This window comes from Imperialibacter sp. EC-SDR9, from assembly GCF_902498805.1.
In the GTDB taxonomy this organism is placed as follows: Bacteria; Bacteroidota; Bacteroidia; order Cytophagales; family Cyclobacteriaceae; genus Imperialibacter.
This window is the reverse complement of the sequence record NZ_LR701582.1, coordinates 40250-62310: the sequence shown is the minus strand read 5'-3', so window position 1 is coordinate 62310 and position 22061 is coordinate 40250. Positions and strand designations below refer to the sequence as shown.

Annotated in this window: 27 protein-coding genes; 13 read left to right on the top strand and 14 right to left on the bottom strand. The window is 47.4% G+C overall.

Features of this window, described 5'->3' with window-relative positions; all coding sequences use genetic code 11:
- Positions 1-149 precede the first annotated feature (149 nt).
- From GC130_RS11615 to GC130_RS11590, 6 genes are read right to left on the bottom strand one after another with little or no spacing between them, the layout of a single operon-like run.
- Positions 150-1304, bottom strand: coding sequence for a hypothetical protein (locus GC130_RS11615; protein WP_151998476.1), 1155 nt, complete (start codon positions 1302-1304; stop codon positions 150-152).
- Positions 1291-1974 carry an ABC transporter ATP-binding protein gene (locus GC130_RS11610; RefSeq protein ID WP_151998475.1) on the bottom strand — a complete coding sequence of 228 codons (684 nt, stop codon included), beginning with the start codon at positions 1972-1974 and terminating at the stop codon, positions 1291-1293. The genes GC130_RS11615 and GC130_RS11610 overlap by 14 nt, the downstream gene beginning before the upstream one ends.
- 17 nt (positions 1975-1991) lie before the next feature.
- Positions 1992-3203 (bottom strand): FtsX-like permease family protein, encoded by a 1212-nt coding sequence (locus GC130_RS11605; RefSeq protein WP_151998474.1) that lies wholly within the window; start codon positions 3201-3203, stop codon positions 1992-1994.
- Between the two features lie 16 nt (positions 3204-3219).
- Positions 3220-4434, bottom strand: coding sequence for an ABC transporter permease (locus tag GC130_RS11600; RefSeq protein WP_151998473.1), 1215 nt, complete (start codon positions 4432-4434; stop codon positions 3220-3222).
- Between the two features lie 10 nt (positions 4435-4444).
- Positions 4445-5191, bottom strand: a complete 747-nt coding sequence (locus GC130_RS11595; RefSeq protein WP_151998472.1) for an outer membrane lipoprotein-sorting protein — start codon at positions 5189-5191, stop codon at positions 4445-4447.
- Positions 5192-5200: 9 nt separating this feature from the next.
- The gene (locus GC130_RS11590; protein WP_151998471.1) at positions 5201-5779 is read right to left on the bottom strand and encodes a TetR/AcrR family transcriptional regulator; all 579 of its coding nucleotides are present in this window, start codon (positions 5777-5779) and stop codon (positions 5201-5203) included.
- A 188-nt stretch (positions 5780-5967) separates the two neighbouring features.
- On the opposite strand from GC130_RS11590, the gene GC130_RS11585 reads away from it, so the two are divergent.
- The 6 genes from GC130_RS11585 to GC130_RS11560 all read left to right on the top strand — a co-directional run bounded on the left by GC130_RS11585 (position 5968) and on the right by GC130_RS11560 (position 11215).
- A complete protein-coding gene (locus GC130_RS11585; RefSeq protein ID WP_151998470.1) occupies positions 5968-8511 on the top strand; it encodes a family 20 glycosylhydrolase in 2544 nt (847 codons plus the stop codon).
- 76 nt (positions 8512-8587) lie between these two features.
- Positions 8588-8977: a Dabb family protein gene (locus tag GC130_RS11580; RefSeq protein ID WP_151998469.1), complete on the top strand. Its 390-nt coding sequence runs from the start codon at positions 8588-8590 to the stop codon at positions 8975-8977.
- A gap of 51 nt (positions 8978-9028) precedes the next feature.
- Positions 9029-9880, top strand: coding sequence for an MBL fold metallo-hydrolase (locus GC130_RS11575; RefSeq protein ID WP_201568384.1), 852 nt, complete (start codon positions 9029-9031; stop codon positions 9878-9880).
- A 57-nt stretch (positions 9881-9937) separates the two neighbouring features.
- Complete coding sequence (locus tag GC130_RS11570) at positions 9938-10606, top strand: NAD-dependent epimerase/dehydratase family protein (protein WP_151998468.1); 669 nt, start codon at positions 9938-9940, stop codon at positions 10604-10606.
- A 100-nt stretch (positions 10607-10706) separates the two neighbouring features.
- Positions 10707-10961, top strand: a complete 255-nt coding sequence (locus GC130_RS11565; protein ID WP_151998467.1) for a type II toxin-antitoxin system Phd/YefM family antitoxin — start codon at positions 10707-10709, stop codon at positions 10959-10961.
- A complete protein-coding gene (locus tag GC130_RS11560; RefSeq protein ID WP_151998466.1) occupies positions 10958-11215 on the top strand; it encodes a Txe/YoeB family addiction module toxin in 258 nt (85 codons plus the stop codon). The genes GC130_RS11565 and GC130_RS11560 overlap by 4 nt, the downstream gene beginning before the upstream one ends.
- 67 nt (positions 11216-11282) lie before the next feature.
- Here GC130_RS11560 and GC130_RS11555 read toward each other — a convergent pair whose 3' ends face one another.
- The 8 genes from GC130_RS11555 to eat all read right to left on the bottom strand — a co-directional run bounded on the left by GC130_RS11555 (position 11283) and on the right by eat (position 18095).
- Positions 11283-11714 carry a hypothetical protein gene (locus tag GC130_RS11555; RefSeq protein ID WP_151998465.1) on the bottom strand — a complete coding sequence of 144 codons (432 nt, stop codon included), beginning with the start codon at positions 11712-11714 and terminating at the stop codon, positions 11283-11285.
- Positions 11695-12402: an amidotransferase gene (locus GC130_RS11550; RefSeq protein ID WP_151998464.1), complete on the bottom strand. Its 708-nt coding sequence runs from the start codon at positions 12400-12402 to the stop codon at positions 11695-11697. Before GC130_RS11550 ends, GC130_RS11555 begins: the two co-directional genes overlap by 20 nt.
- 1 nt (position 12403) lies before the next feature.
- Entirely contained in the window at positions 12404-13789 is a 1386-nt protein-coding gene (locus GC130_RS11545; protein WP_151998463.1) for an aldehyde dehydrogenase family protein, read from the bottom strand.
- A gap of 4 nt (positions 13790-13793) precedes the next feature.
- Complete coding sequence (locus GC130_RS11540) at positions 13794-14567, bottom strand: glucose 1-dehydrogenase (protein ID WP_151998462.1); 774 nt, start codon at positions 14565-14567, stop codon at positions 13794-13796.
- Positions 14568-14664: 97 nt separating this feature from the next.
- On the bottom strand, positions 14665-15081 hold the full coding sequence (locus GC130_RS11535; protein ID WP_151998461.1) for an energy transducer TonB: 417 nt from the start codon (positions 15079-15081) through the stop codon (positions 14665-14667).
- Entirely contained in the window at positions 15078-15281 is a 204-nt protein-coding gene (locus GC130_RS11530; protein ID WP_151998460.1) for a hypothetical protein, read from the bottom strand. Before GC130_RS11530 ends, GC130_RS11535 begins: the two co-directional genes overlap by 4 nt.
- Before the next feature lie 100 nt (positions 15282-15381).
- Positions 15382-16758 (bottom strand): glutamine synthetase family protein, encoded by a 1377-nt coding sequence (locus tag GC130_RS11525; RefSeq protein ID WP_151998459.1) that lies wholly within the window; start codon positions 16756-16758, stop codon positions 15382-15384.
- Between the two features lie 5 nt (positions 16759-16763).
- Positions 16764-18095, bottom strand: coding sequence for an ethanolamine permease (gene eat, locus GC130_RS11520; protein ID WP_151998458.1), 1332 nt, complete (start codon positions 18093-18095; stop codon positions 16764-16766).
- 157 nt (positions 18096-18252) lie between these two features.
- Here eat and GC130_RS11515 point away from each other — a divergent pair, with 157 nt between their 5' ends.
- The 7 genes from GC130_RS11515 (at position 18253) to GC130_RS29240 (ending at position 22008) form a co-directional block, all read left to right on the top strand.
- Complete coding sequence (locus GC130_RS11515; protein WP_151998457.1) at positions 18253-18525, top strand: hypothetical protein; 273 nt, start codon at positions 18253-18255, stop codon at positions 18523-18525.
- A gap of 73 nt (positions 18526-18598) precedes the next feature.
- Entirely contained in the window at positions 18599-19216 is a 618-nt protein-coding gene (locus GC130_RS11510) for a hypothetical protein (RefSeq protein ID WP_151998456.1), read from the top strand.
- On the top strand, positions 19213-19503 hold the full coding sequence (locus GC130_RS11505) for a transcriptional regulator (protein ID WP_151998455.1): 291 nt from the start codon (positions 19213-19215) through the stop codon (positions 19501-19503). The genes GC130_RS11510 and GC130_RS11505 overlap by 4 nt, the downstream gene beginning before the upstream one ends.
- A 52-nt stretch (positions 19504-19555) precedes the next feature.
- The gene (gene creD / locus GC130_RS11500) at positions 19556-20896 is read left to right on the top strand and encodes a cell envelope integrity protein CreD (RefSeq protein ID WP_151998454.1); all 1341 of its coding nucleotides are present in this window, start codon (positions 19556-19558) and stop codon (positions 20894-20896) included.
- A 176-nt stretch (positions 20897-21072) separates the two neighbouring features.
- Positions 21073-21456 (top strand): VanZ family protein, encoded by a 384-nt coding sequence (locus GC130_RS11495; protein WP_151998453.1) that lies wholly within the window; start codon positions 21073-21075, stop codon positions 21454-21456.
- Positions 21457-21547: 91 nt separating this feature from the next.
- The gene (locus tag GC130_RS11490; protein ID WP_151998452.1) at positions 21548-21778 is read left to right on the top strand and encodes a type II toxin-antitoxin system HicB family antitoxin; all 231 of its coding nucleotides are present in this window, start codon (positions 21548-21550) and stop codon (positions 21776-21778) included.
- Entirely contained in the window at positions 21775-22008 is a 234-nt protein-coding gene (locus GC130_RS29240) for a type II toxin-antitoxin system HicA family toxin (RefSeq protein ID WP_151998451.1), read from the top strand. The genes GC130_RS11490 and GC130_RS29240 overlap by 4 nt, the downstream gene beginning before the upstream one ends.
- Positions 22009-22061 lie beyond the last annotated feature (53 nt).

Here is a 22061-nt window from a genome sequence, read left to right as displayed (position 1 = left end):
AGGAAATAAAAAAAGGAGCCGAAGCTCCTTAGTACCTGAACCCAAGTATAAATTCATACCTGGGCAAACAAGATTTGACTTTCTTTACGTCGATTCTTACTCTTTACAATACTAAAACACCCCTTGCCTGAGAACCCCCTACAAAAAGGTTAAAAGCTCCATTTAACACGAGTATAAGCTACTTTGGCCAGTAGTGTATACCCCTCTCCTATGTCGCCAAGAAAGAACTGACCGAGCAGGTCGAGGTCAAGGTTGGGGACAACCGAGTAAGTAACAAAAGGGCTTGTGAAGCATCCCATGTCTGACGGGAAAACCATCACAGAAAGACCACCGCTCACCAGCGGATGGAACGGATAGCTGGCCTGGCCGAACACCGACCACCGGTAAGGAGACAGGCTCCTGACATCCAGCTTGTTGAGTGAAAAGGCACCCAGGGCACTTTGATCAGGCTTGCTCGTTCCCGATGAATTGAATAAGAACGAACCATTGACATAGAATGAATTCGCAAAAGAGTAATCGATTGAGCTTGAAGTAATGAACTGCGCCTTGCGCCCGACCGCCTCACTGAACCAGGTCATTTCACCCTTGAATCCGGCATTTTTTATGCTTCCAGCCCAGCCCCCTCCCAGCACAGCATGCTCGTTCATTTTCCCGGCAAAGCCCTGGAAGTCGTAGTTCCATTTATTGGTTCGCCAGATGCCAGCCGCCACTACCTTGTCCCATGAATCAGCAGCTTTGACTGTTGCCTCCACGCTAGATGCTACATCTGTGTAGTATTGTACCCTGAGAGCATCGCTGCCAGGCCTTTCCTCATAGTCGAAGTCGAAAAACGAATACGCATTAAAAATGTCGTTGGGGTTCCACACCAGATTCTGTCCCCAGTTGATGCGCTGCCGGCCGACAGTAACCTCCAGGTTGTTTTTGTTCCATTGCAGGTAAGCACGGTCGATCATCATGTGCAGTACCGCCTTATCATTATTAATTGGCAGCACCGACATATCTACATAGTCGTTGTTGACATCCACATAGGAGCCGTAGTTGGGAATTAGGCCCAGGCTGTTGCCAATAAAAAAGCGATTTCGCACTTCCAAAGCACCGGTCAGATGTTCATTCGGATACCACTTTAGGTTCAGCCTGTTGTGAATGAGGTTGTCGAATCTGGCGTCGTTGGGCGTAGAGAAATTAGCCGTGAATAAATCTTTCACATAGCCCTTGAGAGTTAACTTGGGAGCTTCGTCCTGAGCCTGCGAGCTAAACCCACCTGCCAGCAGGATAACCAGCCCTGCGTACTTAGCGAACTTCATCCGAAACTATTTTTCCATCTTCAAGCGTGATCACCCGTCTGGCTTTGTCAATCACCCGCTGATCGTGCGTAGAAAAAACAAAGGTAGCCCCCTCTTTCTCATTCATATTGGCCATCATGTCGAGTAATGTGGCGGTAGAATGAGAATCAAGATTGGCCGTTGGCTCATCAGCCAGAATAAACTCCGGCTTCGATGCCAAAGCCCTGGCAACTGCCACCCGCTGCTGCTGCCCCCCTGAAAGCTCGGAAGGTCTGCGGTTCATTTGGTCTTTCAAGCCTACCTTAGTCAAAAGCTCGACCGTTCTTGCCTTTCTGTCCTTCTCGCTCTGCTTTTGCAGCAGCATAATAAATTCCACGTTTTCCTCAGCAGTAAGCACCGGAATCAGGTTGTAGGCCTGGAACACAAAGCCAATGTGCTTTAACCGGAAATCAATGAGCTCATTATCGCTGAATTTCGAAATATCCTCTCCCCCCAGCTCAATGGTGCCTTCGGTGGGCACATCAAGCCCCCCAATGATGTTAAGAAGAGTGGATTTGCCCGAACCCGACGGGCCGACGATGGCGGTAAATTCACCTTTCTTTATTTCAAGGTTTACATGGTTCAGCGCATGAACCGGCACCTTGTCAGGATTGTATGTTTTGCTGATGTTTTTAGCGTTGATAACTATCATTTCTAAAAAATTGAATGTTAAAGTTTTCTTAATGCTTCTACTGGTTTCAGTTTGGTGGCTTTGCGGGCCGGGTAAACTGCCCCAAGTACAGCGGTAACCACCACCGTGAAAGCCAGCATGAAATAATTACTGGCGTCAAGAGAAAGGTAAATAATTGAGTCGATGCCGTACTGCTCGAGAGAAGCGGCGTAGGCCGAGAAATCAAACCCATGGGAGCTGAAGTAAACGATGGTCAAATACCCCATGAGCATTCCCAGCGGCGCACCCGCCAGTGAGATCAAAATTGTCTCTATCATGATCATGGTGAACACACGGATCCGTTTCATCCCAATGGCCATGAGCATGCCTATTTCTTTGGTTCGCTCGAGCACAGCCATGAGCATGGTGTTGATGATGCCAAAAACCAGCGCCAGCATAATGATCACCATCAGCACAGTTTTGGAAATTTTTGTTTGCTGGGTCATCACCTCCAGGTCAGGGGCAAGGTCTTTGTACGAAGCCACCTCGAGGGCTGGCAGCGAAGTTTGTAAAGCTGCCTTCACCAGCTCCACTTCCTGAATATCCTGAAGCACTATCCCTATTTCCTGCGGTTGCAGCCAGTCTGTCAGCTTTTCGAGGTCTCCCTTTCTCACAAATACAACTCCTTCGTTGATTCGTGGCGATTTTGCTTTGATGATGCCCTCGATCCTGAATGAACCAGCCGTGATATTGTTGTGACTGTCCTGAAAAGTAAGCACCACCTTGGAGCCCAATCTTACCTTTAACTTCTCAGCCATGTGCTGGCTCAATACAATTGGGTTCCGTTTTATTTCTGTAAAATAAGTGCCCTCGGCCAGCTGATCATCCAGGTAAGTGACACTCGCTTCAGCCTCCGGATCAATGCCATAAATCATTGCTCCCTGCGTGGAATTAGCTGAAGCAACCATGCCCGAAACCATCAGTCTTTGGGAGTACGAGGCCACTTGAGGCAATCCTGCAAGCACGGTTTCTACTTCGTTTGGCCCACTTATACTATTATTGAAAGTAGGATCATTCTTGTAGGCCTTGTTGTGTAGCTGAATATGGCTATAGTCGTACTTGATTGAATTGCCGACCATATTGTTGGTGATGCTATCGGAAAAGGCAAACAAAAAAAGCAGTGCCCACACCCCCAGGATCATGGCGCCGATGACCACTCCGCTGCGGAGTTTATTGCGCCAGATATTTTTCCATGAAATATTAAAAATCATACTTCTTCAATTTAAGTTAACTGCGAAGTGCCTTGATTACCTTAAGCTTACCCACGATCCAAAGAGGATAGATCGCCATGAGAATCGTCATCACCAGCACGACCTGGGCCTGATTGACAAAAACCTCAGGCGCAAGCGAAAACGGCAGAATGGGCTCCATACCCATTTTTTCGTACGCCTGGGCCATCTCCCCACCCACGTGAATGGGGTTAAGATAGAAATAAGCCAGAATGGGGCTCGCTGCAATAATGCCCATTACTACCCCCAACACTGCCAGCATAATGATTTCCAAAAGCAACATTCCCTGCATCAGTCGTCGCTTCATGCCAATTGACAGCATGACACCAAACTCATACTGCCGTTCGTTGGTCATCATGAGAAAGGTGCCGAAAATGCCAAAGGCGATGATAGCATAAAGCACATACAACATGATGCGCCCGCTGGCATAGTCAATTTCAATGCTCTGCACAAGTTCAGGCATCAGTTCTTTCCAGTCCATCACCTCATACACAGCCGTGTCAAGCTTCGAGGTCAAGTCAGCTTTCACTCCGGGCACGGCCTCCGAATTATCGAGTAGCAAGGCAAGCGAAGTAGCTCTGTTGGGCATGTTGAAAAAGTACTGGGCATCGCTGAGCATGATGTAGGCAGCTTGTGCGCTCATTTCCTGCGTAGGAAACTTCAATGTGCCTACTATTCTGTATTTGCCTGCTGCGTTTGCCCCATGATAGCCCTGACTAATGAGCACCAGGGTGTCGCCAGGTGCTGCCTTCAGGTAGGTGGAAAGTCCTTCACCTATCATGATATCTCCAGGGGTGGAAAGGTATTGACCCTCCACAATCTTTCCCTGCAAATCGGTGAGCCCTGTTTCCTTTATGGGGTCAATGCCATTGACCAGAACGCCCTTGGTAAGCGTTCCGTGAGAAGCCAGGGCAAAGGACTCAATTCTGGGCACGTAAGCGCTCAGGTCTGCTTCTCCCGACAGCTTGGTTTGGAGACTTTCTGTCACTTCCAGGCTATTGTCAAGCGTTTTGTCATCCCAATAACCTTTTTCATGCACCTGGATATGGCCGGTGTAGAAGCGGACGGCATTTTCAATCATTCGCTCATAAGACCCCAACTGCATGCTCTGCATGATGCAGGCAAAAAAGACAGCAAATCCTATGGAAGCAAGAGTAATCAGCGTTCGGCGCTTATTGCGCCAGATATTACGCCAGGCTATTAATAGCAGCATAATCGGTAAGTTATCTGATACGTTTTAGGTTCTGGATCGAGAAAAAGTCGTCGGGTTGGTTGGTATCAAAAGTCCGGCTCACATAATCGATCACTGTTTTCTGATCCGGGTTTTCGGCAGGTATCATCTCCATGTGCGTGGGCAGCGTTCTGCCTCCCAACTCTTTGATGTCGGACAGCACCATCGTATTCACCAAATACTCATCTTCATCATAATATTTAATGAGTAGCTGCAAATAGTCTTTCTGATCGATGTAAGCTTCTATTTTGCCCCACACTACCGGTGCATCCTCCTTCGGAGTCAGTTCCATTTTCCAACATTTCCTATTTAACATCGTTGTGTCGCCCAATAGCTTGTGCGTGTAGTCGGTAACAATAGACGACTGGCGCACAAGATCATCGTTGGTAAAATCCGACCCCATCCACGACTGCATCATCATCGACGGTGGCATTTTAATCACCCTGTCAATGGAAGGCTGCCAGTTCCACATCTCCTTGCCTCTTTTCAAAAAGGCCGTGCCCTTGTCTCTTGCAGGCCCTGTGATCAATATCAGCGAATAATCCTGGTTCTTGTTCCAGCTTTTCATAGTGATTTCCCGAGTCCAGTCGGGCCGCACAATCTTCATCACCATTTCGGCATAGCCATTCTCCCCTTGCATTTTCTCGTCAGCCTTCTTAATGATTTCAAGAGCCGTTTGGGCGTGTGCCTGATAAGCGAACAGACAAAAAATAAATCCTGTGGTCAAAAAATATTTCATAGCAATCAGTTATTGATTTTGTATGTAGTCAATGAATTTTCGTTTCACATCTTCAAATGGGTACTCACGCCCGAGTACGAGGTACCCAAAGCCAATGCCGTCCATAATGGCACCGAAGAAAAAATACTCGACCTCAGCTCGCCCGGGAAATATCTCCTCGAACATAGGCATTAGCATGTCCTTCTTAGCCTTGCCCACAGTATCGAACCACGGCTTCATACTTTTCACCACGTCAGGCTGCATCATCAGTGTCAGAAAAAGGCGCATGTACTCCTGATTATTGTACATGAAATCAGCCGATGCTTCTGCCATACCTATCAGCCTCTGCTTGGCGGTTGCGTAAGGATCCAGGGTCAGAATATCCTCGGAGTTCTTCATTGCCTCGGTAAAAATGGCCTGAAGCAAATCTTCCTTGCTTTCGAAATAGTTATAAATAAGCCCCTTCGAAATGCCAGCCTTGGCGGCAACCTGAGCGATAGATGTGCTATGAAACCCATTGTGGGCAAACAAATCCAATGCTGCAGCAATAATCTTCTCCCTGCTCTGCTCTCTTATCTCGTCTATCTGCGCCTTGGTTCTTGGACTCATTTATAAGTTACTTTTACATTGACTAAACGGTCAGTCAAAAATATAGTTTCATTTTATTACTTGAAAGTTTTTCCGTGTTTTTTTGACTATCTATGTAAAAAGATAGGGTTCGATAGTAAATGTTTCCGCACACATTTTAATTTAAAGCACATTTTCCGATATTGAAGCCCCAAACAAACCCGTTCGCTATGAGATCCTTCTTTCGATTCACTCTTGTATCATTGTCACTTATCGTGTTTTCCTGCGGCACTAAGGAAAACAAGCTGATCGACGCAGATGATATTCAACTCAGCTGGGAGCTGGTGGAAAATCAGGCGAGCGGAGAAAACCAGCACAAGGCAAAGTTTACTATCACTAACAATGGCCCCGCACTCTCAGGTACCGACTGGGCCATTTACTACAACCAAATCGCCAGTCATGAATTTGTTTTCCCGGAAGGGGCAAAGCTGGCCATCGAGTTTGAACTCGGAACACTTTTTAAGCTGGTGCCAAAGGAAGGATTCGAACTGGGCCAGGGTGAAACGCTCACCTTCGAGTATACGGCCGGAGGTGCTGTCGTTAAAAACTCACAGCAGCCACTAGGCCCCTACCTTGCGCAGGGAAATGACAACGCCAAAACTATAAGCAACTACCAACCTACCACCCTCACAATGGATAACCCGGAAGTGCTGAAGGTTGTAAAGACACTGATTCCTACGGCTAAGAACCTCTTTGAGAAAAACCAATCGCTCAAAATGCTACCCGCCTCTCAGCTGAGCAACGTGGTGCCTACGCCGATGAGCATAATGGCAGGAAAGGGCTCGTTTATATTACAAACACCGCTTGTCATCTATCATGAAGCTGGTTTGGCCAGTGAGGCAGAATTACTTAAGTCGGCTCTGAGCGAGGTGCTTGATGGCGACGTGAGCATTCAAGAAGGTAAAAGCCAATCGATGCAGCTCAAGATAGGTAAAGCCGGAGGGCCTGAGTCCTACACGCTGTCTATTAACACTACAGGCATTCAAATTACCGGAGCTGATGCTGCCGGAGTATTCTATGGTATCCAGAGTTTAAGAGCGCTGCTGCCTGTGGCTACCTATGAAACGCCAGCATCGGGCATTTCACTTGATCAACTGACTATTGTCGACGCTCCACGTTACGCCTACCGGGGCATGCACCTGGATATGGCTCGGAACTTCGAATCGAAGGAAACAGTGTTTAAGCTGCTCAACCTGATGGCCTACTACAAGCTTAACTATTTCCACATGCACCTGAGCGAAGATGAAGCCTGGAGACTTGAGATACCCGGCCTTCCCGAACTGACGGAGATAGGCAGCCGCAGAGGGCACACCACCACCGAAGAAGAGTTTCTTCACCCGGAATACGGATCAGGCCCCGATCCCAACGACCCTAACTCTCCTGGCAACGGCTATTACAGCAAAGCAGATTACATAGAAATACTTCAACACGCTCATAAAAGACATATCAGGGTCATCCCTGAAATTGACATTCCCGGGCATTCGAGAGCTGCGATCGTTTCAATGAGGAATCGGTACAATCGCCTCATGAAAGAAGGCAAAACTGAAGAAGCCAATCAGTATGCCCTTCACGACCCCGAAGATGCGTCAGAATACATGTCGGTGCAGAACTTCCCCGACAACGTGATCTGCGTTTGCCGTCCTTCTGCTCTTACTTTCATGGAGAAAGTGTTTGACGAAATCATTGCCATGCACAAGGAAGCCGGAGTGCCCCTGGAGTCTATTCACATAGGTGGCGACGAAGTGCCTAAAGGCGTTTGGGAAAAGTCTCCGATTTGCAATGAATTCCGTAAGACTCACCCCGGAATTAAGAAAACCCATGATTTGATGCCCTATTTCATCGGAGAGCTGATCAAAATACTGGAGAAAAAAGGCATGCCAACATCCGGCTGGCAGGAGGTGGCTATGCGTGAAGGAGCCGATGGAAAAGAAGAGGTGAACCCGGCGTTCGCCAATTCAGGTATGCGCCCATACGTATGGATTCCCGACCCCAACTTACCAGGGCTTTTGGCCAACGCAGGATACACGCCTATCATCGCTAATGCCACCAAGTTGTATTTTGATCTGGCTTATAATAATGACCCGGAAGAGCCAGGACAAACATGGGCAGGCCTTGTTAATACCCAGTCGGCCTGGGAAATAGTGCCACAGAATATTTTCTACTCTTCGGAAAAGGATAGTCGGGGTAACTCAATAGACGTGGAGGCCGAAATGAAGAAGATGGTGAAACTAACGCCAGAAGGAGAACGAAACATCCTCGGCATACAGGGGCAGCTTTGGGCTGAAGTGGCAAAAACTCCGGAGCTACTGGAGTACGTTGTATTTCCTAAACTGGTCGGACTGGCGGAACGGGCCTGGGCCGGCAACCCGAAGTGGGCGACCATTGATAATCTGGAGCAAAGAATAAAAGCAAGAGAGGCTGCCTGGAATGGTTTTGCCAACACCATGGGACAGCGGGAAATGCCGAGGCTTAGCTACCTTGAAGGGGGCGTAGGCTACAGAATCCCACGGCCGGGGGCGAAAATAGAAGGTGGACTGCTGCTAGCCAATAGCGAGTATCCCGGATTGATTATTCGCTACACGACCGACGGATCAGAGCCCACTGCCAGCTCCCCGGACTACACCGAGCCTGTGGCCGTGAGCAGCACGGTAAAGCTAAAGTGTTTTGATATCAGGGGGAGGTCGGGGATGACTTCCACCGTCTCTCCTCAATAAGATGGCTATAAAACTTCCTGAAAGCGTTCATCTTTCAGGAAGTTGAGTTATTATTGGTTAATAAAACTCCAACAAAATGAAAAACCTGCTTATTTGCTTTGCCGTTGCTTTTGTCGCAATCGCTTTCACTTCATCTAACACTATGGCTCAGGGAAAAGGAAATTCACTTCGTCACGTCGTACTATTCAAGTTCAAAGACACTTCCTCCGCAGAAGATGTGAAGAAAGTGGTAGAAGCCTTTGAGGAGCTCCCTAAAAAGATCAAACAAATTAAAGCTTTCGAATGGGGCACCAACAATAGCCCTGAAGGACTGAACCAGGGACTTACCCATGCTTTCATTCTTACCTTCAACAGCGAAAAAGACAGGGATGATTACCTTGTTCACCCCGACCACAAAGTATTTGGTGGCATTGTGGGGCCGCATCTGGATGGTGTGACAGTAGTTGATTTCTGGGTGGAGAAATAAAGGCCAGCGCAGCGGTTTTATTTTCGTTATTGGGTTAGAAAATACAATCCCATGAACCGCAAAGATTTTTTAAAGCGCTCACTGATTATCGGAGGGTTGCTGGCCACCAGCAGCCCTCACTCTTTTGCCCGCAAAAGAAAGATGAGCGTTCGCCTCATCAGGCATGCCACTCTCTGGGTTGAGATAGGTGGAGTGAAACTACTGGTTGATCCTATGCTGTCGCCAAAAGACGCCATGGCCCCAGTGCAAAACGCCGGTAACGACTACCGCATTCCCATGGTGAACCTTCCACTGTCATCAGACGAAATAAAATCATTGATCAGCGAATGTGATGCAGTGTTAGTAACGCATACCCACCGGGACCATTGGGACAGCGAAGCCCACGCTATCATACCTAAAAACAAGCCGATATTCTGTCAACCTTCTGATCTTGAAAAAATACGGGAACTGGGCTTTGGAAATGCCGTGGCAATTGCTTCCGACTATACTTTCAAAGGCCTTTCCATTACCAGAACCGGAGGGCAGCACGGCACGGGCGAGATTGGCCAACTAATGGGGACAGTTTCCGGTTTTGTTGTAGGTGCAGGCAAAGACAAACTATACATCGCAGGGGACACCATCTGGTGCGGTGAAGTAGAAACTGCCATAGCCACACACAAACCTGCTGCCATTGTAGTGAATGCAGGTGCAGCACAGTTTCTCAAAGGGGATCCAATCACCATGACCCTGGCCGACATTGAGCAAGTGCTGCAGGCGTCTGGCAAAGGAAAGGTCATTGCTGTTCATATGGACACGGTTAACCACTGCCTCCTGCACAAAGCTGATGTGACTAAATACGCCTCCGAAAACAACCACGCAAAACGGCTGCTGGTACCTACCGATGGCGAGGTGGTCTCAGTTTAACTGCTTACCTTTCGATAATTGGTAAAGTAAATCGGCAGGTCAAACGTCATCATATTTATGGAAACAAAAATCAACGCTATCGTTACCGGTGCCAGTGGCATGGTGGGCGAAGGGGTTATGCACGAATGCCTGAATCACCCTGACGTGGAAAAGGTGCTGGTGATAGGAAGAAAGCCGTGCGGCACCACTCACCCGAAGCTTACTGAGATCATTCATAAGGACTTTTTTGACCTCACTCCTATTGCAGACCAACTCAAGGGCTACAATGCTTGTTACTTCTGCCTGGGTGTTTCATCGGTGGGCATGAAAGAGCCTGAGTACAAGAAACTTACTTACGACCTTACCCTGCATGCGGCCGAACTGCTGGCCCGGCTGAATCCCGACATGACCTTCTGTTATGTTTCGGGTGCAGCCACCGACAGCAGTGAAAAAGGCAAAAGCATGTGGGCCAGGGTAAAGGGCAAGACGGAAAACGACCTGTTGAAGCTGCCCTTCAAGGCAGCGTACATGTTCCGTCCAGGTTACATGCAGCCAACGCCCGGCCTCAGCAATACGCTGAAATACTACAAATACATCACCTGGATGTATCCTTTTCTGAAAACAGTTTTTCCTGGCAGCGTAAGTACGCTGGCAGACTTAGGACAAGCAATGCTGGGGGTAACATTGAAGGGTTATGATAAAAAAGTGCTGGAGGTGAGGGATATAAAGGCGGTGGCAAAGACGTAAGGGGTGAAAGGTAAGTAGTAGGCTGCTGTCTCCCCTTCTGACTTGGCCCATTTTTTATTACAAAAAATTGTACATAAATTTGTACATAAAAAGAAATCTCATGATCACTGCTACTATCTCAGCTTTTCGAAAAGACATGAAAACGTACCTGAACAGGGTAACACAGAACTTCGAAACGCTGATTATCAATCGGGGTGAAGACTCCGGCGTTGTGGTGATTTCGCTGGAAGAATACAATGCCTTGCAGGCGACGCAGCACGAGTTATCCTCCCAGGTCAATGAGAAGCGCTTAGATAGTGCCATCGCCAAGTTCAGGCAGGGACAATCCTTCAACAAAGACCTTATTGAGGAATGAAGCTTTGCTTTGTAGATGAGTCGTGGGAGGACTACCTCTACTGGCAGAAGACTGACGAAAAGATGCTTGGCCGGATCAATATGCTGATCAAGGAAATTTCAAGAACACCCTTTGAAGGGCTAGGAAAACCCGAACCGCTCAAACACAAATACCGTGGCTTTTGGTCGAGAAGGATTAATGAGGAGCATCGACTCATCTATAGGGTAGTGGAAGGTCAAATCTGGATTGTGAAATGCAGGTTTCATTATGATTGAAGCTTTTGACTATTCACATGAAGCTTTATCAAAACTCTATCAGAATGCTTAATACAATAGCAAGGCTTTAGAGGTCTAGCTCTTTTTTCATTTTTTCAATAATCACTCCCATATCACTAACATCTCCAAATAACCAGTTAACAGCACCAAATGAGGCAAAATAAATATGGGGCTTCTCCTTTAATTTGAGCATATAGATACCCAAAAACCTATCCAGCGATATCTCTTCCACGTCGAGCCAGGTATATTCGTATTCCTTTCCGTGATCCGCAACGAGTATCTTACTTTTTCCGATACACACAATTATAAATTTCCGCCAGATAACGAGGGTAACCGTTATAAAGAGGGCAGAAAAAAGCAAACCCAGACAGAGTTGCGTAACGGACAAAGAAAAGTCAGGAATTACTGACCTTAACGTCTGAATGAGGATAGAAAGACCTATCAACATCGGGAAAAATTGCAGGAAGCCAGTCTTTATTTTATTGCTTTCGTACATCATATCCTTCCTCTAAGAATCCTAAAATCCATCCTCGCAACAACTCCCTATCTGGCTCTACGTTCAAACTCTCAACAGCCCTCTCTACCTTCTCCCTCCCAATCCTTTCCACTCTCGATTCAAAGACCTCCCGGTCATACTCCCAGCTAAATTCCGGATGCCCCTGGATGCCCAGGAAAGTATCACCCACCGTGAACATGCCTACCGGACAATCGGGAGACGACGCCAGCACTCTTGAGTTCGGAGGCAGTTTCATTACCTGATCCTGGCAAAGCATGAGGATATTGTAGCTGTCAGGCACTTCTCCCATCCAGGCGGGTTTCTCTTTGATAACGAACTGATGAACACCGATCAAATATCCGACATCAGCTCGCTCCACCTTTCCCCCAAGCGCCTCTCCCATCATCTGGTGCCCAAAGCACACCCCGACGAACTTCTTACCGCTGTCGTAAATCTCCTTCGTAAACGCTTTTAACTGGTGTATCCAGGCAATGTCGTCGTATACTGAAGCCTTCGAGCCTGTGCAAACAAAAGCATCATAGTCTGCAATGGCTGGAAAACTTTCATCGCAGACGAACCATGGTTCCAGTTTGAGCTCAGGCAGCAATTGATCAAACATGAAGGGGTAGTCGCCATGCTTCTCAGCAAACTGCACCGCCACATGATCACAAACCAGCAGAGCCACTTTCATGTTAAGATACTCTCAGGTGAAACGACTTGGGACGGGTAAGTGCATCATATCCTAAGGAAGAAAGCGTATAACCTTTGCCAGAATTCTTCACACCTGTCCAGGCTAACTCAGGGTCGAGGTAATCGCAGCGGTTCATGAACCAGGTGCCAGTTTCCACTTCGTTGCCAATGGCAAGGGCTTTGTCTACATCTTTAGTCCAGATAGAAGCTGTGAGTCCGTACTGACTGTCGTTCATCAGCCTGATGGCTTGGTCATCGTCTTTCACCGGCATGATACCAATGATCGGCGCAAAGCTTTCCTCAGACATGATCTCCATGGTGTGATTAACGTCTACCAAAACATGTGGAGCCAAATAGGGCGCCGACATCTCCGGAAAGTCAATGGCACTGACTAGCAGTTTGGCTCCTTTGGCTACTGCTTCTTTCACTTGTTGCTGGGCTTTGGCCATATTGGAAGGTCGTACCATTGGCCCCAGTGTGGTATCTGACTTGCGAGGGTCAGCTACTTTGTAGGTTTTTGTCAGCTCCACAAAGGCTTTAACAAACTCATCATATTTCGACTGGTGCACATAAATGCGCTCAATGCCACAACAGCTTTGTCCAGAATTGAAGAAAGCCCCGTCCACCAGGTTTTCCACTGCAAAAGCCAGGTCAGCATCTTCTCTTACGTAAGCAGGGTCTTTTCCACCCAGCTCCAGACCAGCAGTGATAAACCTGTCTCCGACCGCTTCCTGAATGGCATGACCACCTTCCACCGAGCCAGTGAAGGCCACATAAGCAATTCTTGGGTCATGGATCAGGTCGGCTACCTGGGCATGATTGATATGCAAAAACTGGAAAACACCATCCGGCAATCCGGCGGCCTTGAATGCCTCCGCATATCGCTCAGCGCACAACGCTGTTTGTTCGGCGTGTTTCAGTATCACTGTGTTACCCGCCATAATGGCCGGAATCACCACATTCACGGAGGTAAGATAGGGATAGTTCCAAGGTGCCAGCACGAGCACAGTTCCCAGTGGCTCCTTTCGAATGAAGCGTTTAAAGCCCTCTTTTTGCGATACTTCTTTGTCCTTCAGGGCGTCGAAAGCAGAAGTGATCATGTATTCTGCCCGGTCTTTGAAACCACCTTTGATTTCGTTGGGCGTGTAGCGAACCGGCCGGCCCATTTGCATGGTAATTTCCATGCCCCAGTCGTCGGCATGGTCGACAAAATACTGCACAGCTTTGCGGCAAATTTCCGCTCTCTTCTCTAGCGATGTTTTTCTCCAGGAAGGAAAAGAATAACAGGACTTGGCCACAACAGCATCCACTTCAGAATCCGTAGCGTAACTCCTTTCGGCATAAACTGACCCATCGACCGGGCTGATGATTTGAAAACCTTTTTGCATAAACTTATTGAGGGGTTACATAGGCTGCTGTGATACCACCGTCTACCAGAAACTCTGTACCTGTCACGTAAGACGAATCGTCGCAGGCCAGGAACAAAGCTGATTTAGCCATCTCCTCAGATTCACCAAACCGACCCATCGGCACATGCACCAGGCGACGCTGCTTCTTTTCTTCGGTGTTTAGGAACTTCATCAGTAGGTCAGTCCTTAGCGGGCCAGGACACAAAGCATTCACCCTTATGTTTTCTCTGGCGTGAATAACTGCCAACTCTCTCGTCAAGGAAAGTACTGCTCCTTTGCTAGCCGTGTAGGCCACTTGCGGTGTGGCGGCACCAAGTATCGCCACGAAGGAAGCAGTGTTGATAATGCTTCCGCCACCAGCTCTTTTCAATGCGGGAATGCCATACTTACAGCCAAGGAATACGCCCTTGGCATTGATGTTCATAGTCAGGTCCCAGGTTTCTTCTGAGGTAGACTCGGCATTGTCGTCGTTGGAATCCATGATGCCGGCATTGTTGAACAGGATGTTCAGCTTGCCATAGGTGCTTTCAGCAAACTTCACCATATTTTCGCAGTCGGCAGCTTTAGACACATCGGCTTTCACGAAAGCAGCTTCAAAACCAGCCGCTTTAATCTCTTTCACTGTCGCTGTAGCACCTGCCTCATTCACATCGGCCACTACTACCCTGGCACCTTCCCTGGCAAACAACATGGCACTGGCCTTTCCTATGCCACTGCTACCCCCTGTAATCAGGGCTACTTTGTCTTTTAGTCTCATGTATTGGTTATGATAAATTTGTTCTCGTTTTTCCAAGTAACAGTGACAATCAAAATTGCTTTAGTCATGTTCGACGCAAAATTGACATTATTAAAATCTAGTTTCCATCGGACTCGTATGGATTCCCTCCTGATAAAATAAATTTAATCGGCAATACCATTCTAGTCGTAACAGGGATGCCATTTTGTATCGCCGGAATCCAATTTGGCATCTCACTAATGAGCCTTTTGGCTTCCTTGTCGCAAGACTCGCAAAGCCCCTTTATAATCTTTATGCCGGTCAAGGCCCCGTCGTCTTGTACTAGAAACTCCACGAACGAAGTTCCCTGAACTGTTAATTGACTCTGCGTCCAACTATAGTTTCTTTTCAAGTAGTTCTTCAAGCTATCCATCCCACCAGGAAAGGTTGGCACAGGATCAGTAATCAGAATAGACCCGTCTCCCGCAAACGCATCATCTTGTGCCAAGCAAACACCGGAAACAGAAAGAATTACTAGTGTAAATAAAATCCTCATTTACGAAGCATTAGTACCGTCTTTTTCCACCTTCCCTTTTTGGCCTCCTTTGCTAATTTATCAACATCCTCTTGCAGAGCTTTTGACTTTTTGGTTATTTCCCTAAACTTCAGCCAATCCAATAGATCCTTTAGCTCTTCGATGTCGGTATCTCCTGGAAGCCTAACAATAATTTCGTTGTCTTTCTTTTCAATTGTCATGATGATGAAAATAACATTCCCGAGTCAACAACTTAGTATCTAAATAAATGTAAACTCTGTTACCACCACCTAACGGTGTGTGCACCAGAGCAACACCACTCTATATCCTCTCAAAATACCTCTTCCGTTCCCAGTCCGACACGGCCTTTTCATGGTCGGCTACTTCCGTTTCATAGAAATGGGTATAGTGCTTCACTACTTCTTCTCCAAATGCCTCTTTGGCAAAAGTGCTTTGCTTAAACAAGCTCACTGCCTCTTTCAAAGTCCTGGGTACCCTTGGCAAATGAGCAGCTGCATAAATATCTCCTTCGAAGCATTTTTCGGGTGCCAGCTTTTCCTTCATGCCTTTCAATCCACTGGCCAAAGACGCCGCCAGTGTCAGGTAAGGGTTGCAATCAGCTCCCGGAATTCTGCACTCTATGCGAAGGCTATTCCCCTCCCCTACGATACGGAAACCAGCCGTGCGATTGTCTTTGCTCCAGGCCATGCGAGTTGGTGCCCAGCTGCCATCGACAAATCGTTTATAGGAGTTGATCGTTGGGGCATAAAACACCATCACATCCGGCACGTATTTGATCCAGCCAGCCAGAAAATGGCCAAACTCTTTCGATGCTTTTACCTGGCCAAAGTCTTCATGGCCTACAAACAGGTTCTTGCCATCTTTCCACAAACTGATATGAACATGAGAGCTGCTGCCAGCCCTGTCCTCGTGGAACTTGGCCATGAAGGTGACAGAGATGCCCATGGAATCCGCCAATTCTTTCAGGCACTGCTTATATACAGTATGGCGATCGGCCATTTCCAGACTATCTGCATATTGTACGTTGAGCTCATGCTGACCAAGTCCCCATTCTCCTTTGGAGTTCTCCACTGGTACACCCGAGTGCTTCAAGTGCTTACGGGCAGCGGCAGTAAACTCCTCCGTTCTTGTGCCTTGCATGATATGATAATCCTCCAGATACCAACCGGCAGGAGTCATTTGGCTATAGCCAGTTTCATGCGCTGAGCGATAATCGTTTTCAAACAAATAGTATTCGAGCTCAGTAGCCGCAGCGGAATCGAAGCCCTGAGCTTTTAGCTGCTTGATTTGACCTGAAAGCAGGGAACGGGGCGCTTCCGGCACCAGTTCATGCGTTTTATCGGAATACACGTCGCAAACAACCAGAGCCGTGGATTCCAACCAGCTGGCTACCCGCAGTGTTTTCATGTCGGGCACCAAATGAAAATCTCCGTAACCCAACTCCCAGTTGGCGAAGTCGTAGCCAGGAACCGGCTCCATTTCCATGTCGGTGGTGAGCAGGTAGTTGCAGGCATGCGTGCCACCTTTCACTACGCTTTCTAAAAAGAACTCCGCATCATAGCGCTTGCCCATCATGCGACCATAGTGATCGGTAAAGGCGGTAATCACCGTCTCGATCTCTTCCGAGGCGACTTTCTTTTTCAGTTCATCCAGTGTAAGCATTCCTTTCACTTGCATGGTCACTATTCTTTATAGGTAAGCTTAAACCAAATATAAGCGATAATTAGCAGTCCGAAATAGACCAGCGCCAACATTGGATTGTACCACGTGATGGCCACAAAGGCTATCGTTGCTATTACTAACGCAGTCGCAGGAAACAAAGGATACAACGGCACTCTGAACGGGCGCTCGAGGCCGGGCTCATTTTTTCTGAGTGCAAAGAAGGTAATCATCGACAAAATGTAAAGTGTCAATGCTCCAAAACAGGCAATAGTGATAATTTCGCCTGTTTTGCCAGTAAGCAAGGCCAGTATCCCAATGCCCATGTTTACCACCAGCGCATTGGCAGGCGTACCGGTTTTGGGGTGCACCCTGCCCAGAGCTTTGGGCACATAACCTACCCGCCCAAACTCAAAAGTAGAGCGACCTGCTGCCAGAATAATGCCATGAAACGATGCCACCAGGCCAAACAGGCCAACCGTAATCAGCAGGTGATATAGGATGTGCTCGTTGCCAACTATTTTTCCAAGAGCAAGTGGCAGCGGCGAATCTGATGCTGTGGTGCTTCCTTCGGGAAATACGATGGCCTCCCATCCCGCTACGCCCACCGATGAGGCAAACGTAAGGATACAGAGCACCACCAGGGTGAAAATAGCCGAGCCAAAACCAATGAGTATGCTGCGTTGTGGATTTCTGGCCTCCTCCGCCACGTTGGCTACCCCTTCGATGGCCAGGAAAAACCATATAGCAAAAGGTAGGGCTGCAAAAACGCCCTGAAAACCATTGGGCAGTGAATTTGCCTGGAGGTTTTTGAATTCAAAAGCAGGCAGCGTCACCCCGGCAAAAATCAATAGTTCCACCACTGCCAGGATGGTAATGACGAGTTCAAAAGTCGCCGCCGCCCTCACGCCGACGATATTAAGAGACGTGAAAATAATGTAGGCTGCTAAAGCAATCAGAAGGGTGTCAACAGCAGGAAAGAAAATATGAAAGTAGGCACCAATGGCCGCTGCAATTGCCGGAGGTGCGAAAATGAACTCTATATTCTGAGCCATGCCAGTTAAAAAGCCAAGGTTCTTACCCAGTGCCCGGTTTGCGTAGTCGAACGCCCCTCCTGCCTTTGGAATAGCACAAGCCAGCTCAGTATAGCTAAAGGTGAAGGTCACATACATGATGATGATAAAGAATGTAGCAATTGCCAGACCGAGTGTGCCGCCTTCTGCGAGACCGAGGTTCCAGCCAAAGTACATGCCCGAGATGACATAGCCTACTCCCAACCCCCAGAGCATCAGTGGCCCCAGCTTAGGTTCAAGTTTGTTCTCTACTGCGGCGCTTTCCGGTTTGCTGTCTCCCATCGTCCGAAAATAGCGATTTGTTATTCAATTGTTAAGTAGAAGTTGGGTTAAGGATATGTTAAGAGTGAAGTTGAAAGCACGCCAAGTCGCAAAGAGAAGAGAGACGTTTTGCGGTCTCACTCGCTTTGCGTCACAAAAATATATCTAACTTTCACCTATGCGCCTCCTCCCAACAGAGCATAAAGACATCATGAACCTGCTTAAAGAAGCGGGGCTTGACAACGAGATCCTGCTTACCAAAAAGACGGGATGGGTGCACCTGAAACACAAAGGTGGGGTTTTCAGCTTCCATCGAAAGAAAGTGACATCACTTGAAAGCGGGAAGTTTATCGACAGCCTTGAATACTATGTCGGCATGCCACGAAAACCAGAGAAAGTTGAAAACTGGCTTGAAGTTGCCGAACAACTAAAAGCCTGGCTGGAAAAATAATTTACCAGAACTGAAAAACACATTTGCAAAATATCTGTACTATCATTTACTTTGAAACACAAAGTACTTTTAAATGGAGAAACAAAAATACTTAGACGACCTGCATGAAATAAAGTCGATCATGGATCGCTCTTCCAGGTTTATCTCACTAAGCGGCATGTCGGGTATAGTGGCAGGCTGCCTGGGACTCATCGGCGCTTATGTTGCCTACGAAATGGTGTATAGCGGTCAGAACTACCTGGGCTACCGGCAGGCACTGCTGAGCAACGAAAACATCTCTCAGTTGTTGATTATCGCTGTGGCCCTCCTGCTCTCCGCCGTAGGCGCCGGTTTGTTCTTCACACAACGCAAGGCTTCCAAAAACAATCAAAAACTATGGGACAGTCAGGCTAAGCGCTTGTTGATCAATCTATTTATTCCCCTGGCGGCAGGCGGCGTTCTGTGCGTTATTTTGCTCTTCAAAGGTCTGATTGGATTACTGGCACCCCTCACCTTGCTGTTCTACGGCCTTGCGCTCGTGAATGCCAGTAAATACACCCTCTCCGAAGTAAGAAGTCTGGGCTTGATCCAGATAATTCTCGGCTTGCTTGCTTGTCAGTTTATCGGCTACGGCTTGTTGTTTTGGGCGATTGGCTTCGGACTGCTCCACATTGTCTATGGCATTGCCATGTATATAAAGTACGGGTCGTGAAAGAGCTGCTGAAAGACCTGAACAAGGCGTTCGAAAACAAGATTCGCCTGGGCATTATGTCTGCCCTGATGGTGAACGATGCCATGGATTTCAACTCATTCAAAAGCCTCCTCGACGTCACAGACGGCAACCTGGCCACCCACCTGAAGTCGCTGGAAACGAGCACTTACATTTCCGTTCAAAAGGAGTTTATTGAGCGAAAACCCAACACCAAATACATGGCCACTTCGGAAGGAAAAGAAGCTTTTGTTAAACATATCAAGGCCATTGAACAGCTTTTGAAGTAAAAAATTTTATCTATTCACTTTGAAAAACAAAGTACTTTTAAATTCAGTAAACATGGAAAATGAAACCACTCCGCTAGAAAAAGTAAACAACTGGATTAAGAATTCAGTGATGTTAAAGCTCACCACCATTACCATTTTGGTGTTGTTGTTACTGATACCCACTTCCATGATCACCTCGATCATCAGCGAACGTGAACACCTCAACAATGCAGCTGTGTCGGAAGTCAGCGGCAAATGGGCCAATAGCCAACTGGTGAATGGCCCCATACTCACAGTGCCTCTCGTGTACGAATACCTGAAAGAGGACAAAACCGTGGAAACGGTGAAATATTGGCATATACTGCCTAAGTCTCTCGATATCAACGGGACAGTTGACCCGGAAAAGCTCAGGCGAGGTATTTACGAAATTGTCGTTTACAGATCGGCATTGGCTGTGAATGGCAGCTTCGTCATCGACAAAATGCCCGATGAAAATAACCTGAAGACCATCAGGTGGGGACAGGCGTTTCTTACCATCGGTATTTCAGACCTGAGAGGTATTGAAGACGATGTGGTAGTCAAATGGAATAACCGTGATCTGAAAGTAGAGCCTGGGTCACGCATTTCGGACATCGCCTATGCTGGCTTTACCGTCGCAGTACCCGACCTGACCGACGCTTTTGGGAAAGACCTCGCTTTTGGCTTTGACCTCAAGCTTCAGGGAAGCCGGAATCTGTCGTTCACCCCGCTTGGCAGCAACACCAATATCAAGCTGACTTCGGCATGGCCCAGTCCCAGTTTCAATGGCAACTTCATTCCTGACGATCGGGAAGTGAGCGATGCTGGCTTTTCTGCCAACTGGAAAGTGCTTCAGCTCAACCGGAACTTCCCTCAGTCGTGGATCGGCTCGGGGGAAGCCGAGAAGCTGCAAAATTCGGCCTTTGGTGTGGATCTTATCTTGCCTCTGGATGACTATCAGAAATCGATGCGGTCAGCTAAATATGCCATCATGACAATTGTGCTTACATTCCTTATCTTCTTTCTGGTAGAGATACTCAACGGCCGAAAAATCCACCCTTTCCAATATACACTTGTGGGATTGGCCTTGTCACTTTTCTACATCCTGCTGATCTCCATCTCTGAGCACGCCAACTTTAACCTGGCTTACGCCATCTCCACCTGTGCGATAGTCGGCATGATTTCGTTGTATTCCATGAGTGTCTTCAAAATGCCGAAGCTTTCCATGCTGCTGGTGGCTACGTTGATTGGCATCTACGGCTTCTTGTTCGTTACGCTTCAGCTGGCTGACTATGCGCTACTGATGGGCAGCATTGGCCTTACAATCATCCTGGCCATCACCATGTACTTCACCAGAAATATCAACTGGTACAAATTGAATATTGCTACTGAGTAAACTTCTAATTGAAAGGTGTTTTATAGGCTTTCAAAACGCAATGTCACACTGAGCCCCTTCCAGGTCGGTGTCGAAGTGCTTTAGCAAATGATGTATGAATGGGTTTCGACAAGCTCAACCTGACAATGATTTAGCCTTTAAAACATCTTTCCTTACCAAACTAAACTTAAAACAAAATGAGATACATTCCTTCCCTCCTCTTTTTTGCTTTCATCTGCTTCATTATTGTGATGGCCGACACCAACCACAAGCTCGGCTTAATGAAGATTATTGAAGGTGTTCCCCTTGGCGACAAGGTGGGGCATTTCATGCTCTTTGGGTTTCTTGCAGGCCTGATCAACGTAGCACTGAAATTCAGACGATTAAAAATCCGAACGCTGGATATCAACATGGCTGGAGTGATTGTGCTGACCTTTGCCGTAGCTGAAGAGTTTACCCAATTAGCCTTTGCCACGAGAACCTTTGAGCTGGCAGACATGCTCAGCGACGTGCTGGGGGTTTGGAGCCTTGTTTTCCTTTCAGAATGGATGTGGAGAAGGATAACGAAAGAGTCACGTTAAGGTGCCATTTCAAATGATGTATTGAGAGCTCGTTTCCTATGCTGAAACTAAAATTGTTATCATTATCTTTATAGTCATAAGATGTATATTCATGAAAACAAGCTATCTGTTCACTGCGCAAATAGAGAAAGACAAAGAAACCGGGCTTTACATAGGCATGATCCCTAACCTACCCGGTGCACATACACAGGCGAGCACACTCGACGAGCTGCAGACCAACTTGAAAGAGGTAGTGGAGCTTTGCCTGGAAGAGTTAAGCCCGGAGGAACTCGGCAATTTGTCAGAATTTATTGGCTTCCAGCAAATATCGGTTTCGGTGTGAACAAGCTCCCTATTATCAATTCAAAGACATTTGAACTACTACTTTTGTCGCTTGGCTTTGAGATAAAAAGACAAAAAGGAAGCCATGTTTTTTACCGGCACCCGGATGGAAGATATACAACACTCCCACACCACAAGGGTACAGACATCAGCCGGTCTTTAACTAGAGCAATATTGAGGCAAATTGACATTACCCCAGAAGAATTTATTGCGTTGTTGGGTAAACTTTGATTGTATTTCGTCTATCGAGCTTTCCATCTTTTTCTGACATGGGTATTAGGACA